Origin of the sequence: Verrucosispora sp. WMMD703, assembly GCF_049178935.1 — a bacterium.
Classification (GTDB): Bacteria; Actinomycetota; Actinomycetes; order Mycobacteriales; family Micromonosporaceae; genus Micromonospora; species Micromonospora sediminimaris.
In genome coordinates this window covers 2,148,728-2,165,074 of sequence record NZ_JBMHMM010000004.1, presented here as the reverse complement: position 1 = coordinate 2,165,074, position 16,347 = coordinate 2,148,728, and the positions used below count along the sequence as shown (strand labels likewise).

9 protein-coding genes are annotated in these 16,347 nt (G+C 68.7%); 6 read left to right on the top strand and 3 right to left on the bottom strand.

What is annotated here, in order from left to right:
• The first annotated feature begins 47 nt into the window (after positions 1-47).
• Both ACN26Z_RS10535 and ACN26Z_RS10530 read left to right on the top strand, forming a co-directional pair.
• The gene (locus tag ACN26Z_RS10535) at positions 48-626 is read left to right on the top strand and encodes a TetR/AcrR family transcriptional regulator (RefSeq protein WP_421460860.1); all 579 of its coding nucleotides are present in this window, start codon (positions 48-50) and stop codon (positions 624-626) included.
• Positions 626-1,765, top strand: coding sequence for a GDSL-type esterase/lipase family protein (locus ACN26Z_RS10530; protein WP_421460858.1), 1,140 nt, complete (start codon positions 626-628; stop codon positions 1,763-1,765). Before ACN26Z_RS10535 ends, ACN26Z_RS10530 begins: the two co-directional genes overlap by 1 nt.
• Positions 1,766-2,421: 656 nt before the next feature.
• On the opposite strand, the gene ACN26Z_RS10525 is transcribed toward ACN26Z_RS10530, so the two are convergent.
• Positions 2,422-2,793, bottom strand: a complete 372-nt coding sequence (locus ACN26Z_RS10525) for an effector-associated constant component EACC1 (protein ID WP_170863378.1) — start codon at positions 2,791-2,793, stop codon at positions 2,422-2,424.
• A gap of 74 nt (positions 2,794-2,867) precedes the next feature.
• Here ACN26Z_RS10525 and ACN26Z_RS10520 point away from each other — a divergent pair, with 74 nt between their 5' ends.
• Positions 2,868-8,135: a caspase, EACC1-associated type gene (locus ACN26Z_RS10520; protein ID WP_421460856.1), complete on the top strand. Its 5,268-nt coding sequence runs from the start codon at positions 2,868-2,870 to the stop codon at positions 8,133-8,135.
• A 118-nt stretch (positions 8,136-8,253) separates the two neighbouring features.
• On the opposite strand, the gene ACN26Z_RS10515 is transcribed toward ACN26Z_RS10520, so the two are convergent.
• Positions 8,254-8,787: a phosphopantetheine-binding protein gene (locus ACN26Z_RS10515; protein ID WP_170863376.1), complete on the bottom strand. Its 534-nt coding sequence runs from the start codon at positions 8,785-8,787 to the stop codon at positions 8,254-8,256.
• A 253-nt stretch (positions 8,788-9,040) separates the two neighbouring features.
• Here ACN26Z_RS10515 and ACN26Z_RS10510 point away from each other — a divergent pair, with 253 nt between their 5' ends.
• On the top strand, positions 9,041-9,349 hold the full coding sequence (locus ACN26Z_RS10510; RefSeq protein WP_093402991.1) for a phosphopantetheine-binding protein: 309 nt from the start codon (positions 9,041-9,043) through the stop codon (positions 9,347-9,349).
• 323 nt (positions 9,350-9,672) lie between these two features.
• On the top strand, positions 9,673-12,651 hold the full coding sequence (locus ACN26Z_RS10505) for a BTAD domain-containing putative transcriptional regulator (RefSeq protein WP_421460853.1): 2,979 nt from the start codon (positions 9,673-9,675) through the stop codon (positions 12,649-12,651).
• Between the two features lie 6 nt (positions 12,652-12,657).
• On the opposite strand, the gene ACN26Z_RS10500 is transcribed toward ACN26Z_RS10505, so the two are convergent.
• Complete coding sequence (locus ACN26Z_RS10500; protein WP_421460850.1) at positions 12,658-14,115, bottom strand: class I adenylate-forming enzyme family protein; 1,458 nt, start codon at positions 14,113-14,115, stop codon at positions 12,658-12,660.
• A gap of 360 nt (positions 14,116-14,475) precedes the next feature.
• On the opposite strand from ACN26Z_RS10500, the gene ACN26Z_RS10495 reads away from it, so the two are divergent.
• On the top strand, positions 14,476-16,254 hold the full coding sequence (locus tag ACN26Z_RS10495) for a condensation domain-containing protein (RefSeq protein WP_421460847.1): 1,779 nt from the start codon (positions 14,476-14,478) through the stop codon (positions 16,252-16,254).
• Positions 16,255-16,347: the final 93 nt, after the last annotated feature.

Sequence of the window (16,347 nt, the reverse complement as noted above, 5' to 3'; positions counted from 1 at the left end):
CAACCTAAAGCTATTAGGTTTTAATCTAAAGGGTGTAGGGTGTGGGTATGGCACGAGCGAACCTCACCCCGGCGGTCGTCATCGCCGCGGCGGCCCAGTTGGCGGACCGGGAAGGATTCGACGCGATCACCCTGTCGGCGCTGGCCCGCCATTTCGGCGTGCAGACCGCGAGCCTCTACTCGCATGTCCGTGACCGGTCCGCGCTGCTCGACAGCGTCCAGGAACTGGCCCTCGGCGAGCTGGCCGACCGGATCGCGATCGCGATCGGCGGCCGCTCACAGCGAGACGCGCTCACCGCTCTCGCCGACGCGCACCGCGACTACGCCCGTCAGTTCCCCGGCCGTTGGGCCGCCCTGCAACGTCCGGCGGCGGCGACCACCGTGCGGTCGGACTCCGCCGGCAGGCTGGTCGCGCTCACGCTGGCGATGCTCCGTGGCTACCAGCTGCCGGAGACCGAACTCGTGCATGCCACCCGGCTGCTCGGCGCGACAATCAACGGCTTCCTCGCACTTGAGGTGGCCGGCAGCTTCGGGCACCGCGAGCCCACCCCCGACATCTCCTGGCAGCGAGCGCTGAGCGCGCTCGACACCGCATTCCGCTTCTGGCCCACCGAAGGGAACCACTGATGCCAGTCCCATCCGAACTCCTCCGTGGCGTCGCCGAGGCCGAGGCCACTCCTCGCGGCCTCCGGCCGCACCGGCTACCGACCTGGGTACGGGAGCAGTTCCCGGACGGCCAGCTGCTCGCGATGGAGAGCCAGCCGTCCGGCGTACGCATCGTCTTCCGGACGGCGGCGAGCACGCTGGAACTGGTGACTCATCCGACCCGGGTCGCCTACCTGGGCGCCGACCGACCGCGTGGCCGCATCGACGTGTACGCCGACGGCGCACTCGCCGCCCGCGACACGCTGACCGGTGGCGACCGGATCGATGTCGATCTCACCAGCGGTCAGAGCGCCCTCCATCCCGGACAGGCGCACACGACCACCGTTTCCGGGCTGCCCGCCGGCCGCCACCGGATCGAGATCTGGCTGCCGCACAACGAGAGCATCGAACTGGTCGACCTGCGGGCCGATGCCGCGATCGAGCCGGACGACGCCGCGTTGCCGCTGTGGGTGCATCACGGCAGTTCCATCAGTCACGGTTCGAACGCCCTCGCGCCCAGCGAGGTCTGGCCCGCTGTCGCCGCCCGCCGGGCCGGTGTCGAACTGCGCAACCTCGGCCTGGGCGGCAGCGCGTTCGTCGACCCGTTCCTGGCCCGCGTGATCCGCGACGCCCCCGCCGACTACATCAGCGTCAAGCTCGGCATCAACGTGGTGAACCTCGACGGGATGCGGCTACGTACCTTCGTCCCCGCCGTACACGGTTTCCTCGACACGATCCGCGACGGCCACCCCGACGTCCCGCTGCTGCTGATCTCGCCGCTGTTCTGCGGAATCCACGAGGACACCCCCGGCCCGGGGGCGATCGACCCCGAGTCGATCGGCACCGACCAGGTACGTTTCGTCGCGACCGGCACACCCGGGGACGTCGCGCTGGGACGCCTGACGCTCCAGGTCATCCGGCGCGAGTTGCGCTCGCTGGCCGACCGCCGTGCCGCCGACAAGAACCTGCACTACCTCGACGGCACCGCCCTGTACGGCCCGACCGACGCCACCGACCTTCCGCTACCGGACGGCCTGCACCCGAGCGCCGAAGCCCACCGGCGGATCGGCACTCGGTTCGCGGAATACGCCTTCACCGGCACCGGCCCGTTCGCCCGATGACACCTGGACGTCAACCTCGCGATCTACCCTTCCACCGACCCCACCGACCCGCTGCGGAACGGACCCGATTCCGATTCCCCTTCGGGTCCTTTCGCGACCGATGCTCTGCCGAAGCCTGCCCGGACGTGGCCCGGCGTGCCTCGGCTGCTACCACCCCGTCGTGGTCGATCGCCGCCGCTTTTCGTTGCGTCGGGACAGGCGCAGGCCCAGCGTCGCCTACCGTAGGTGACACCGCCGCCTGCCGACGGTGGTCATACCGCAGGTAGGCCCACCCGGCGACAGCCGTGAGAACCCAGGTGCCGGGGAGAAACCAGTAAAGGTCAAACCCGATGCTCTGCAGTGGCCAGGCGACGATCAGACAACAGCAGAGAGCCAGCACAGATGCGAGGACGGCCTGCCTGGCCCAACCCTCACCACGACCTTGGCCTCCTGGGCGGCCATGGAATGCCACCACGACAAGAACGAGAACGAGGCCGACGATTGTTTCAAGCGGTTCCCACTGTCCTTCAGCCGCCGCGATGCTGACGGTGGCCGCGAGCGCGACGCCCAGAATTGCCACTTGATTGGAATGGGCTTCCGGCCTCTCGGTCACGCCCGGGTCCTCTCCGTCCATGATCTCCCACCGAAATCAGCCGACCGCTACCTGAAACGCGCTCCTACTCCAGGTCCACGACCTGCTCCAGGGCGGCGCGGATCGTCTCGTCGGACACCGTGTCACCGGTGATCTCCACCTCGGCCACGATGCGGCCGTCCACTCGCTTACGCAGTATCAGGAAGCGACGCCGGTCGCGGTTGAGCCAGGCGTGGAACAGCGCGACGACGCTGCCCAGCGCCCCTCCCCCGCCGACCAGAATCGTGAGGTACTGCTCCCACCCCTTGGTGCCCGGTACGTCGGGGCCCTCGTCGTGCGAGATCAGACCCTGTTCGAGCAGATCCACGCGTAGATCTTCCACCGCACTGAGTGCCGCTTCGTGGTCGTTCGCGACACCGGTCAGGCCGGGACTCACCACGATCGCCAAAGGACCCACCTCGCGCCTCCTCCGCATTACTGGCGAGCCGTACAGTAGACCACTGGTCGCGTTGTGGGCAGTCGGGAGCGAGAGTGTACAAAGCCCTCCTCATTTGCAATTCGGACTACGGCCGGTCCGGGACGCTGCCGTTCCTCCGTGGTCCCGAGAAGGACGGGAACCTGCTCGCTGCCGCCCTGACCGATCCCGACAGGGGCATGTTCACCGACGCGACAGTACGGCCCGAGCAGAACTTGACCTCGGCTCAGATGCAGCGCACCATCAACGAATTCTTCAGGTCCGCGAGTCCCGAGGACACTCTGCTGTTCTACTTCAGCGGGCATGGCCGCAGCGAGTTGCAGAAGCTCTACCTGTGCGGCGTCGACACCGAACGGGATCTCATCCCCGGCACGGCCGTCGGAAACGACACCATGAATGCGATCTTGCAGCAGTGCGTTGCCCGGACGAAGATCTTCATTCTCGATTGCTGTGACGGCGGCGCGTTCAAGGGCGACAACCTGGCCGAGCAGTTCGCGGGCCGCGGCCGGTTCGTGCTCACCGCTGCCGCCGCGACGGAGCTGGCCAAGGACGCCGAGCTCGACGGCCAGCCCAGTCCGTTCACCGCAGCCCTCGTGGACGGACTGTTGGGCGGTGCGTCGGTCGACAACGACGGCAACGTCACGCTGGCCACTCTCTACGACTATCTGCACGCCACGCTCACCAGTCCGCGGCCCGGCCAGAAGTTCGACGGATACGGTCGGATCGCGATCGCCCGCCGACCTGCGCCGGCCGTGGGAGAGGTCACGCCGCCGGCGGATCCGCAGCCGACCGATCCGACCGAGGAGGCCCTGTCGCTGCTGGAACGGCCGACCTCCGGCACGGCCGTGAACACCGAACAGCTGGCCCGGTTCCGCGCGAACCTGCGCCCCGACATCGCCGCGGAGATGCCACCCGCCCTCAACACCGCCGAGTTCCTGCATCGGGCCCACCTGATGCGCAACGGGCGGCTGACCTACGCGGGAGCGCTGCTGTTCGGCGAGGATCCGACGGCCGTGGTGCCGACCGCCATGGTGACCTGCGTACATTTCAAGGGTTCGAACCGGGACGAGTGGTACGCGCGAGAGGAGTTGCGCCGGACGGTACCGGAGCAGATCGTGCAGGCGCGCAACTTCGTCGCCCAGCGGACGGCGCAGGGTGAGACGTTCACCGGTGACTCGATGACACCGGTGCCGGTCAACGACTACCCGATGATCGCGGTACGCGAGGTCATCGCGAATGCCCTCGCGCACCGCGACTACGAGCACCGGGGCATGTGCGTGCACGTTCGGGTCTTCGACGACCGGGTGGAGATCGTGAACCCGGGTTCCTGGCACGGGCCGGAGTTGCCGGACGGCGAAGCGATTCCGATCAGCCAACTACGCTCGGAATCCGACCGCCGCAACTTCCACTTCGCGCGGGTGTTGACCTGGATGCGACTGGTGGAGGGCGAGGGCTCGGGCATTCCCCGCGCGGTCGGCGAATGCCAGCGCATCGGCGCACCTGAGCCGACCGTGGTGCAGACCGGTGACCGCGTCATGGTGACGATCTATCCCCGGGCCCTCAAGGCCACCACGAAGGTGTACGTCTCGTCGACCTTCCCGGATCTGACCGAGTGCCGCCGCGCGGTCCACACCGCCGCTCGTCGGCTCAATGTCGAAGACGTCGCGATGGAATCGTACGTCGCGGAGAGCCGTCCTCCCCTGGAGGCGTCGCTGCGGGCCGTTGCCCGCAGCGATCTCTACATCGGGCTGTTCGCGTGGCGGTACGGTTTCGTGCCGGCGGGGCAAGACCAGTCGATCACCGAGTTGGAGTACCGGGAGGCGCTACGACTGGGCAAGCCGTGTCTGATCTTCCTCCTGGCTGACGACGCGCCGTGGCCGGCCACCATGGTCGACCGTGGCGAGGCGGGCGAGCGGATCGAGGCGCTGCGTACGGAGCTTCGAGGGCGCCATCTCATCGCGTTCTTCCGCGGTCCGGAGGATCTCGCAACCCAGGTGACCGCCGCGCTGGCCAACTTCCTCGCGGGCACCCAGCCCCCTGAAGCCGACGACAAGGCCATCGCCGAGAGCCTGCGGGGATACTTCCTGCGGCTACGCCAGCGCTACGGTGGACTCGACCTGGAGGCGTTGTCCGGGCCGGGCTATCGACGAATCGACCTCGGGTCCGTGTTCGTCGAGCCGATTGCCCGTGAGGAGGTCGGCCCCGGAGCGACGGCGTCAGCGGTGCCTCTGTTCGAGCTGCTGTCCGATCCAGGCCGCCGGACGGTGATGCTGCTCGGTGCCCCCGGCGCGGGCAAGTCGACGGTGGCGCAGTATCTGGCACTGGCACTGGCCGAACCGCATCGGGAGCCCCGACTCGCGCCGCTGCGCGGGCACGTTCCGCTGCTGGTTCCGCTCCGCTCCTACGCTGCGCCAGCCGGCGACGGTCGGCGGGAGGGCATTCTCGATCACCTCGACCACCTGCATCGCTCCGAGGGCCTCGGCCTGCCGCGCTCCGTGCTGCGCGCCCTGCTGGACGCCGGTCGGCCCATGATCTTCATATTCGACGGGCTGGACGAACTGTTCGATCCCCGCCAACGTGAGGCGGTGACGGGCCTCATCGCGGCATTCGCCGCCGAGTATCCCTCCGTCCGGATCGTGGTCACGTCGCGGCCGGTCGAGTACAGCCAGCGGATCCTGGCCGAGGCCGGGTTCCACCACCTCACCCTGGATCCCCTGAACGACGCCCAGATCGCAGATTTCCTGTCCAACTGGTATGCGGTGGAGGCGCCGGACGACCCTGCCAAGGCGGAACCACACCGGAAACGTCTCCGGTCCGCGATCCGCGACAGCCCGGCCATCCGGGCGTTGGCCGGAAACCCGTTGCTGCTGACCGCCCTGCTCTCGCTGAGACTCCGGCCGGAGCAGCCCAGGAATCGATGGCAGCTCTACGACCACCTCACGGACGTCCTTCTCGACCGCTGGGACCAGCACCGCCACCTGAGCCCGACCCGGCACGCCGCAGCCTTCGTCGACGTCGCCGACAAGAAGCAGGTGCTGGGGCGCCTGGCGTACCTGATGCAGTCACAGGGCGCGACGCGCCTCGATCGAGATGAGCTTGACCGGGTCTTCGAGTCCTACCTGGAGGAGCGGTACGGCCTGTCACGTGTGCAGTCCCGGCAGGTGATCGGCGAGCTCATCGACGAGTTCCGCGTACGCGACTTCATGCTCGTCCGCTACGACGACAGTCGGTACGGCTTCACGCATCGCACCCTCCTGGAATGGTTCTGCGCGCGGGACATCGTCCGGCAGCACCATGAGGGGCAAGCGGAGTCGTTGCTGGCCCTCTTCGCCGCGCACTGGGCCGACCAGTCGTGGTGGGAGGTGCTCCAGCTCGTCGCGGGAGCGGTGCCCCCGGCGCTGGCCGGGCGGCTGATCCAAGTCCTCTCGACCGAGGTCAACCGGCCCTGGCCGGCCGACCGGTTCACCGAGCCGCCGTGGAATCTCGTGCTGGCCGTGCAGTGCCTCGCCCAACTGCGGATCGGACCTGCGGTGGCCCGGCCGGCGTACGCGCTCCTGCGCCAGCTCATCCTGCTCATCGAGCACGGCGTGTCCACCGGCGACGAAGCCACCGCCGTACTGATCGAGGACCCGATGCTGCCGGTGATCAGGACGCTGGGCACCGACTGGCCGGGCCGAGAGGCGTACCCGCGCTGGTACCGGCGACGTGGGTTCGAGCTGACCCGGGGCACCGCGTACGCCGAGGTCGCCGCGCGGCTCGCCACGCTTCTCGGCGCTCCGCGCGACGGCATCCAGGAGCTTCTCGACCCGCTGGCCGACGAAGGGGATCACCAGGCGCAGCTCGCACTGGTCGCCGGACTGGCCGAAACCGCGATCTCCGAGGCTGGGCTGCCGGTCGAGCGGGACCGCTTGACGGCCGGTCGGGCACGGCTGATCGGGTACGCCGTCAACAGCGCTGACCCGGCGGTGCGGCGTGTCGCGCTCGACGCGCTCGTCAGCGGCTACGGCGTCGACGACGCTCTGGTGAATCTGCTGCATCACCGGGCCCGCAGCGACGAGGACCCCCCGGTACGCGCCCTGGCGGTGCGGGCGCTCGGCCACCATGACGACGGGGACGTCCACGACACCCTTTGCGAGAGACTGGCCAAGGATGTCGCGCCTCCGGTGGTGGAGGCGGCGGCCATCGCGCTGCTTGACCAGCCCGGCAACGCCCCACTGGTCCGGCGGCAGTTGCTCGACCGGATCCATGAAGACGAGTCCGGGGCGGTGCGCAGCATTGCCGTCCGCCTGCTGAGCCGGCACTTTCCGGACGCGGGGCTGATGCTCGAACTTGTGCGTCACGACCCCGACCCGGACACCCGCCTCGCGGCGCTGGAGGCACTCGTGCGAACCACCGACCACAGTGCGGCGGTTCTCGACACAGCACGCGACGATCCGGCGCCAGCGGTACGGCTCGTCGCCGTCCACGCTCTCGCGAACGGCAGTCCGGCCGTCCTCGCGGACGCCGCCGAGGACCTGATCCGAGACGCGGACCCGGCTGTGCGACAGGCCGTCGTCAGTACTCTCGTCCGGACCGGCACCCGCGACCACCTCGCGCTCGAACGCATCCGCGAGGATCCGGACCCGCAGGTGATCCGCGAAGCGGCCACCGGCCTCTTCGGCTGGCAGTCCCCCGTGCGAAACGAGGTCGTCGCGGCGCTGCTGCAACGCGGCAGCCACGACGTTGACCCCGCTGTCCGAGCCGCAGCCGTCGAACTGCTCGCCAGCTCGCCCCTCCCGGCCGAGCAGTCGAGGGCGTTCCTCCTCGACCGGGTGAACGACCCGGATCCCACCGTCCTGGCGGCCGCCGCCGGCGCGCTGCTCGCGGCGGACGGCAGGCCCACGGTGGCACCGCTGCTTCGAACACGCGCTACCAGTGACGACCCGACCATCCGACGCGCCGTGGTCGAGCTGCTCAGCCGAGACTCGGAGGGCGACAGCGACACCCTCGCCCTGCTGGTGGAGCGGGCGAGCACTGACCCGGACGTCTCCGTCCGCCGTGTCGCCGTGGCAGGTCTCGTGGACAAGGGACGCGACCGCCCCCAGGTCGTCGACCTGTTCCGCGACCTTTTCACCGACGGCGATCCCGGCGTACGCCGCACAGCGGCCTGGGCACTGGCGCAGCACCACCCCACCGAGGAGTTCCGCGACCTGCTCGTGGACCAGGCCGCCCATCACCCCGACCCGGCTCTGCGGCGGCTCGCCGAACAGGCCCTCACCTGGCTGCCCGGCACCGAGATCGACGACCTACCCGACCGCACACCGAGCTATCCCGACCCCCGGTAGCCGCCTTCGTGGAACGATGCCGTGAAGCCGACCGGACGGACTCTTCCGAGGCATCCTTTCGACCGACGCGGGCCATCACCACTCGGGTTAGCCACTGGGACATGAACAGGCGTACTCACTACTGCTGCTGCAGTACCCGAGCTTCGCTCAGAAGACCGGCGACACCGCGGATGTGGTAGGTGCTCATGAAGTCGTAGACGTCCAGCGCCTCGCCGAACTCGTCTTCGATCTTCGCAAGGACCTCGACCGCAACAATCGAGTCGCCGCCGAGGTCCAGAAAGTCGTCGTGCACGCCGATCCACTTGAGGTTCATGGTGCTGGTCCAGATCGACAGGAGCCGCTCTTCGACACCGTCGACCGGACCTTCGAACAGGGTGCACGTGCCGGCGATGACGGCGGACCGGACGTATTCGGTGTCGAGCGTGTTGCCGGCGAGCGGCATGGCGTCGACGAGCAGCACGCCGTCCAAACCACAGCCCGCACCGAGCCGGTCCCACACGTAGCCACGAAGCTCCGGCCCGCTTACGTACTGGGAAAACTCGACCACGCCGATCGTGACGTCCCGATCGTCGTGGCGGATCGTCGTCGCCCGGGCATCACGCACAGCCGGATGCCCCAGCAGGGTGGATGCGAGCTCTGCCAAGCCAACCATCAACCGCTCCTTCAGTAACGGCGGCAATCCGAGCCGTCGGCGCGGATTGACAACAGTCGCCAATGTGCCACGGATGCTTGAGCGGTCGCAGAGAAGAACCGGCAGAAGTTCCGGAAGTGGTTGACTGCCCTTGCTTCTTACCGCCAATCCTTGCCCGCGCCGGCCGCGCGAACCACAATTCTCCGGAGGGTGGCGAACCTGCGACTGTTCGCCAATAGACGCCATATTGTCGCCGGCCAGGGGGTAATTGACGATGAACGAGATCAGCTATGCACAGTCGTCGCTCGTCGAAGAGGACAGGCCAAGCACCACTACGGAACGGGTCATCGCCGAGGTGTGGGCCGAGGTACTGAATCTCGACGAGGTCGGGCGACACGACAACTTCTTCGACCTCGGCGGCCATTCGGTGCTCGCGACGCAGGCCGTGGCAAGGTTGTGCGTCGCCCTGGACCGGCAGTTGCCGGAGCGGGCCCTGTTCGACTGGCCGACCGTCGCGACTCTGGCCTCGGCTCTGCCCGGCTACCCCGTCGCCGAACAGGTTGCGCCCATCAGGCGCCGGTGAGTGACGGGCCGGGGGCTTCCGGACCGGAGCTGCCCCGCCGCACCCGCGGGTCGGACAAACCGATCAAGCCGGAACCACACGACATGACGGATCCTCACGACATCGAGCGACCAAACTATCGTTCAGAATTTACCGGGGTTTCGTCCGCGACAGGTCATCAGTAAGACGATCTGTAACCGGTCAAACCGCCTCCCGACGAATTAAGGTTACTCGCGGTATCCCTGCTCCGCGGCCCGCTCGAGTACGCCCGGTTGGCGCCTGAACGACTTCCGGAACAAACGTGATTGATGATCGTCGTTCCGTGATACCGTATGCTGGCCGACATGGTGCGAGTCGAGTTCCGGGTTCTCGGAACATTGGAAGCCGTGGTCGATGGTTCCCCCGTGCCGATAACCTCCCCGCGGCAGCGCATAGTGCTGGCCAATTTGCTGATGGCCGCCAACCATGTCGTGACCGTGGAAAAGCTGATCGGCGCAGTTTGGGACGATTCCCCGCCGCCCAGCGCGCGTGGTCAGATCCAGATCTGCATCTCCGCGTTGCGCCGGGCTCTCGGCAGTCCGGAGATCATCGACACCAGCCCACTCGGGTACTCCATCCGGGTGGCCCGTCAGCAGCTCGACTACCTCATGTTCGACGACGCTCTCGCCCGGGGCCGGTCCGCCGCAGCCAAAGGTCGGCTGGACGAGGCGCTTACGCACCTGGACCGCGCGATCGACATCTGGTCCGGACCGGCCTTGGGCGGAGTGCCGGGCCGGGCCGCCGAAGTTGTCTCCCACCGTCTGGAGGAACGGCGGATCATGGCGCTGGAGGACCGCGCCGAGATCCGTCTTGGCCTGGGCGGTCATCGGGAGTTGGTCGAGGAACTGGTCGCGTTGACCACGGAGTACCCACTGCGGGAGCGCCTGTGGGGATTCCGGATGCTCGCGCTGTATCGGTCCGGACGGCAGGCAGAAGCGCTGGCGACGTACCGTACGGCCCGCACCAACCTGGTGGGCGAGCTCGGCATCGAGCCGAGCCAGTACCTGCGCAAGCTGGAACGCGCGATCCTCAGCCAGGACAGCAGCATCAGCGGCGAAGTGGACGACAGCCGAACCGAGGCCGCCACGAGCGTGCACCGTCCGCAGGAGTTGCCCGCAGATCTGCCGGACTTCGTCGGCCACGCGGCGCTTATCGAAACCCTGACCGCCACGCTGACCAGCGAGGACACCAAGCAGGTGCCGATCGCGGTCATCACCGGCGCGCCGGGCTGCGGAAAAACCTCGCTGGCCCTGCACGTGGCCCATCTGTTACGCGCCAAGTTCGTCAACGGCAGCCTCTACGCCTGCCTCTACGGGAGCACCACGCAGCCACGCTCGACCGAAGCCGTACTCAGCGACCTCCTGCACGGACTCGGCGTCGCCCCGGCGGCGATCCCGGTCGCACCCGGCCAGCGGATCAACCTGCTACGGAGCCAGCTCGCGACGCGGCGGCTGTTGATCGTGCTGGACGATGTGGGCAACGAGGACCAGATCGCCGACCTGCTCCCCGGCGTGCCAGGCCCGGCGGTGCTGATCACCAGTCGCCGCCGGCTCGCCGGCATCCCGGGCGCCCGGGCCGTCGACGTGGACATGATGTCGGCCGAGGAGAGCCTCACCCTGCTCGGCCAGATCTGCGGGGAGCAGCGGGTCGCCGCGGCGCCCGAGGCTGCTGCGGAGCTGACCGAGATGTGCGGTGGTCTGCCCCTGGCCGTGCGGATCGCCGGGGTCCGACTGGCTGCGCACCCGCACTGGGCCGTTGGCACCCTGCTGGACCGGCTGCGCGACGAACGGTCTCGGCTGGACGAACTCTCCCACGGTGACGTCGCGGTCCGCTCGCTGCTCGCTGACGTGTACGACTCCCTCACCGTGCCGGCGCAGACCCTGTTCTGGTTGCTCAGCGCGTTGGAGCTACACGAGTTCAGCGCCTGGACCGCGGCGGCCCTGCTGGACTGCGATTCGAGACAGGCCACGGCGCTCCTCGACGAGCTCGTCGACGTCCGGCTGCTGGAGGCCCAGCTTTCCGCGCTCACCAAGCAACCCCGCTACCGATTCCACGAGCTGGTGCGGGTGTTCGCCAGCGAGCACCGACTGACGCAGGACGACCGGGAAACCTGCATAGCGGCGGTCACCCGATCGCTCGGTGCCCTGCTCGCCTTCGCCGAGGAGGCTCATCATCGGATCTACGGGGGGCGGTTCGCGGTTCTGCACGGCACGGCACCCCGATGGGCCAGCGCGCGTGCCGAGTTCGACCGCTTCCTCGGCGATCCCACCGCCTGGTTCGACGAGGAGCGCATCACGCTGGAGGTGGCGATCCGCCAGGCGGCAGAGCTGGGGCTGGACGAACTGTGCTGGGAGTTGGCCACTGTATCGGTTGCCCTGTATGAACGGCGCGGCCTGTTCGCCGAATGGCGTACGACCCACAACATCGCGCTGGAGGCCACCAGCAGGGCCGGCAATCGCCGGGGTGAGGCTGCCGTGTTGGCGTCGCTCGGCTCGCTCGGCGTGGCCCAACACGCCGAGGACGACGGCGAGAACCTGCTGCACGCGATGAGCTTGTTCGACGCGGTCGGCGATCAGGCCGGAGCGGCATTGACATTGCGCAACCTTGCGCACCTGGACCGGATCCAGGGTCGACCCGACAGTGCGGTGCTGCGTTACGAGCAGGCGCTGGAGAAGTTCCGGGCAGTCGGCGACCTGGGCGCACAGGCCCACGTACTGAGTGGACTCGCGCGTAGCCACCTGGATCTCGCAGCCCCGGAGCGCGCCGAGATCCTGGCGAAGGAGTCACTCGCACTGGGTGAACAGCTGGGTAACCGGCGCCTACAGGCCCAGGCGTTGTACCGGCTCGGTGAGGTGTTTGCCGACTCGAAGCAGTCGCTGGCCGCGAAGGCCGTCTTCCAGTCGGCTCTGGACCTCGCTCGGGCGCAGGACGACCGGATCGGCCAGTCCTACGCCCTGATCGGTCTCGGCGGGGCCATGTTGGAGCAGAACGAGTTCACCGCCGCCGAGATCCACTTCAGCGAGGCGGTCGAGATCTGCCGGATGACGCAGGAGCGGAATGTCCATGCCCACGCCCTGTTCGGCCTCGGCCGGGTGTACCTGGGCCGGAGTGAGTTCGACACCGCCGAACACTTCTTCGTGCAGGCCGCGAACGCGTTCGCGATGCAGGAGAACAATCCGTGGCACTCACGCTCCATCGACGAGCTGGGCGCGCTGCGTCGGGCCGCCGGCCGGCTGACCACGCAGAGCAGCAAGAACGAGCCGGCCGGCGAGATGAGAACCTGACCGCGATCAGCCCCGCTGGCCGGCCAGCCGCCAACGTTCGAGCTTCCCGGCCGCCGAGCGCGGCACCTGATCGACGAACGTGACCCGCGTCGGCACCTTGTAGTTGACCAGACCAGCCCGGCAGTGCGCCATCAGCTCACCGGTGCTGACCGAGGCTCCCGGCCGGCAGACGACGTAGGCGCCGACCGTAGCGCCCAGCACCTGGTCCTCGGCCGCCACCACCACGGCGTCCAGCACCGCGGGGTGCTCCAGCAACTGCGCCTCGACCTCGTTCGGGTAGACCTTCTCACCGCCCACGTTGATCACGTCGTGCCGACGGGGGGCGAGGAACAGATAGCCGTCCTCGTCGAGCCATCCGAAGTCGCCGACGCTGGCGAAACCGTCGGCCGTCGTTTCCAGCACCTGGCTGCCCAGGTAGGCGTCTCCTTTGGACACCCGACCGGCGCGCATGAACACCTTGCCGGTCTGTCCCGGGCCCAGCCGGTTCCCGGCGTCGTCCCTGATGCTGATCTTCGTGAAGAACCCCCGGCCCACCGTGCCCGGCCGTTGTTGCCATTCGTCCCCACGCACCAGGGTGCCGCCGACGTTCTCGGTCGAGCTGTACACCTCGTACAGGTGTTGCGGCCCGACCAGCTCGATCCACCGCTTCTTGGTGAACGAGTCGCACGACGCGGCCGTGTGCATCACCGTACGCACGCTGGCGAAGGACGCCGGATCGGGCTCGAGAAGCATCAGGATGGTGCGCATGTGTGCCGGGGTGAGCTGGATCCATTCCACCGCGTAGCGCTCGACCAGCTCCACCGTCCAGGCCGGCAGGAAGTACGGCGGCAGAATTGTGGTGTTGCCGTCGAGGAGCCCGTCCAGCAGCGTGGTGAACGGGGCCGCGTGGTGCAGCGGGCCGAGAATCAGCTGCCGCTGACCGGCGCGCCAGCCGGCGCGACGGCGCAGGGGCAACGGCACCTGGTGCGGATCGTAGCCGAGTGGTCCGGGCCGAATCGCGATCTTCGGCCGGCCGGAACTGCCGCCGGTGGGCAGCAGGTAGGCGATTCGGCTGGCCATCGCCGCCGGCGACCGCGCCGGTCGTCCCGCGCCGGCCTCGGCGTCGGCCTCTGCGGCGATGAGCTCGGCCCGTCCGTACGTCTGGCCGATGAAGTTGAGCAGCTTCTCCCGCTCAGGTACGGGCGAGGCCGGGTTCAGCGGCAGCAGTGGCAGTTCCGCGGAGAGGACGGCCACGATGTCGACCACCGACTGGATCGTGTTGTTCGCCTCGATCGCGACCACGCCCGGACCGGTCCCCCGAGCGGCGGCGTCCACAAGTGCGTCCGCCCGCCGGCCGCTCCGCTCGGCCAACTCCCGCCACGTCAGTACCTGCTCGACGGAGTTCTCGTCGAAGCCGACGACCGCAGGCCGATCGGCTGACAGCTCCGCGATATCGGTGATCCGCTGACGGATCGATACGCTCATTCGAGCCTCCCACAATCGAGTACGTCGTCATCCACCCGGCGGTCGGCGACCTGCCGGACAAGCCGGCCGAGGTGGACGAGACGCAGACCCACCCGGCAGACCTGGCCGGCGCACACGTGATGGACGCAGGTCGATGATGGCCCGCCCGGGTCGGCGTACGCAGAGAACAACCGGCAGAACAACGCACACGACCCGACCCCGAGTCGCTGCCGGTCTTTCTCTACTGCGCGGCGCGGATCGCTCAATAGCGTTGCGCACATGGTCTCACCAGGGCACATCGACAGTGCCGCGCCGAGCATCCGGACGACGCGGACCCACCAGGCAACCGGAACCCGCGCGCCCCGGCGTCGGGCTCGATCGGTGACCCTGGTCCCGCGGCCGTCGGTGACCGTGCGGTTCAGTGGAACACGGTCGGCCGAGGGGCCCCTCAACATCGGCCAGTACAACATCCTGCAGTGGCTGCGTCGTGAGTCGGAGCAGTTCTTCGCGGCCGTCGCGGGGGAACTCGACGTTCCGGCCGCGACCGTGGTCGATGACGTCGCCCAGGCACTCGCGGTCCTGATCGAACGGCACGAAGGACTCCGTACGACCTACCTGGACGGCGCCGAGCCACAGCAGTTCGTGCAGGCCACCGGCGAGCTTGTCGTGGAGGTTTACGCGATCGAGGCCGCTGACCCACAGCTCGTCGACCGGGCCAGCCTGGCCCGGGACCTTACCCGGCGGTTGCGCGCCGCGGGCGCGTACCGCATCGGCGAACTGCCGGTCCGGGTCGCCCTCGCGGTGTCCTCCGGTGACGCGTCCACCAGCTCCGCCGAGGTGGTGCAGGCCGCGGTGATCGGCTGCTCGCATCTCGCGGTCGACTATCAGGCCATGGAGATCATCAAGCGGGAATTCGCCGACCTGATCCGTGACCGCGGTGCACGACCGGCCGGCGGACCACCGATCCAGCCGTTGGACCTGGCCGCCCTGGAACGTACGCCCAAGGCCCTGCGGCACGAGGAAGCGGTTCTCAGCTACTGGAAAGACCGGTTCTCCCGCATGCCGCAGTGCCTGTACCCGGTCCCGCGGGTCGCCGCCGGCACCGGGTCGGTCTCCGTCGAGATGACCTCCACCGCAGCCGGGATGGCGTTGCGGGCGGTGACGGCGCGCACCAGGACGAGTCGCGCCAGCGTCGTGCTGGCGGCGATCGGCGCGGTGCTCTCGCACCGGACCGGCGTCCGGGAACTCGTGCTCCCCACCCTGTCCGCCAATCGCTTCGAGCCGCACCTTCGGCAACACGTCGGCAGCCTCGCGCAGCTCGCGTCGATCACGCTCACGGTCAGTGACACCACCTTCGACCGGCTGGTACGGCAGGCGTGGGCCGCTGTGGTCGACGCGAGCCGACACGGCCGTTACGACGTGGACCGGCAGAGTGCCATCGCCCGCCGGATCGAGCACGAGCGTGGCGTCGTGTTCGATTGCGAACCCCTGTTCAACAACCTTGTCATCGAGTCCGGTCGGGCCGCCGGCCGGGCCACGGCACCGGTACCCACGCCGGATGAGCTGGTCGCCGCGCGACGCACGACGCAGCTGCGGCGGCAGCCGATGCCCGCCGGGACCACGCTGATCCGCTTCGACCTCTACGGCACCGACGGGCAGTTGCGTCTCGGCTGCTGGAGCAGTGACACCGGCCGCATCCCCGACGACGAGGTCGAATCGCTGCTCCTGGCGGTCGAGAACCTGTTGATCGCGGCCGGATCCGCTGACCTCGGCGCCCGGGGGATCCGCGACTCGATTCCGCTCAGCCCGGTGCAGCGGGGCCCCGGCTGGCGGCTCGTGGACGGTTGCTGGATCGAGGTGGCCGAGGTGCAACGGTTGCTCGACGACAACCTACCGTCGACAGGTGCCCGGATCTTCGCGGAGGTAGACGGCCTGCCGTTGGTCGCTCACCTGGCGCGGACCGAGGCCATCCGCACCCCCGAACAGGCCCACGCCGCCTGCCTGGCAGCGGTGAAGGCGTATCCGACGGCGATGACACCACGGCACTACGTCATCTGCGAACGCGTTCCGGACAACCCCGACGACCCGGCCGCCTGGCGCGACGTGTGCTCCCAGGGATCCGGCCGAACCGTCGGGACCGGCGACCCCGGGCCCTGCTGATCCGACCCGACCACCAGATGCAATGAAGGGAGCCGACGGTGACCACCAGCAACATCACGCCCGTACGCCTCACACCCGCGGTATCGAGCGACG

What these genes read in the sequence shown, in the direction of transcription:
- ACN26Z_RS10530 (WP_421460858.1), top strand. Translation starts at nt 626, where the DNA reads ATGCCAGTCCCATCCGAACTCCTCCGTGGCGTCGCCGAGGCCGAGGCC.
- ACN26Z_RS10535 (WP_421460860.1), top strand. Translation starts at nt 48, where the DNA reads ATGGCACGAGCGAACCTCACCCCGGCGGTCGTCATCGCCGCGGCGGCC.
- ACN26Z_RS10505 (WP_421460853.1), top strand. Translation starts at nt 9,673, where the DNA reads ATGGTGCGAGTCGAGTTCCGGGTTCTCGGAACATTGGAAGCCGTGGTC.
- ACN26Z_RS10510 (WP_093402991.1), top strand. Translation starts at nt 9,041, where the DNA reads ATGAACGAGATCAGCTATGCACAGTCGTCGCTCGTCGAAGAGGACAGG.
- ACN26Z_RS10515 (WP_170863376.1), bottom strand. Translation starts at nt 8,787, where the DNA reads ATGGTTGGCTTGGCAGAGCTCGCATCCACCCTGCTGGGGCATCCGGCT.
- ACN26Z_RS10500 (WP_421460850.1), bottom strand. Translation starts at nt 14,115, where the DNA reads ATGAGCGTATCGATCCGTCAGCGGATCACCGATATCGCGGAGCTGTCA.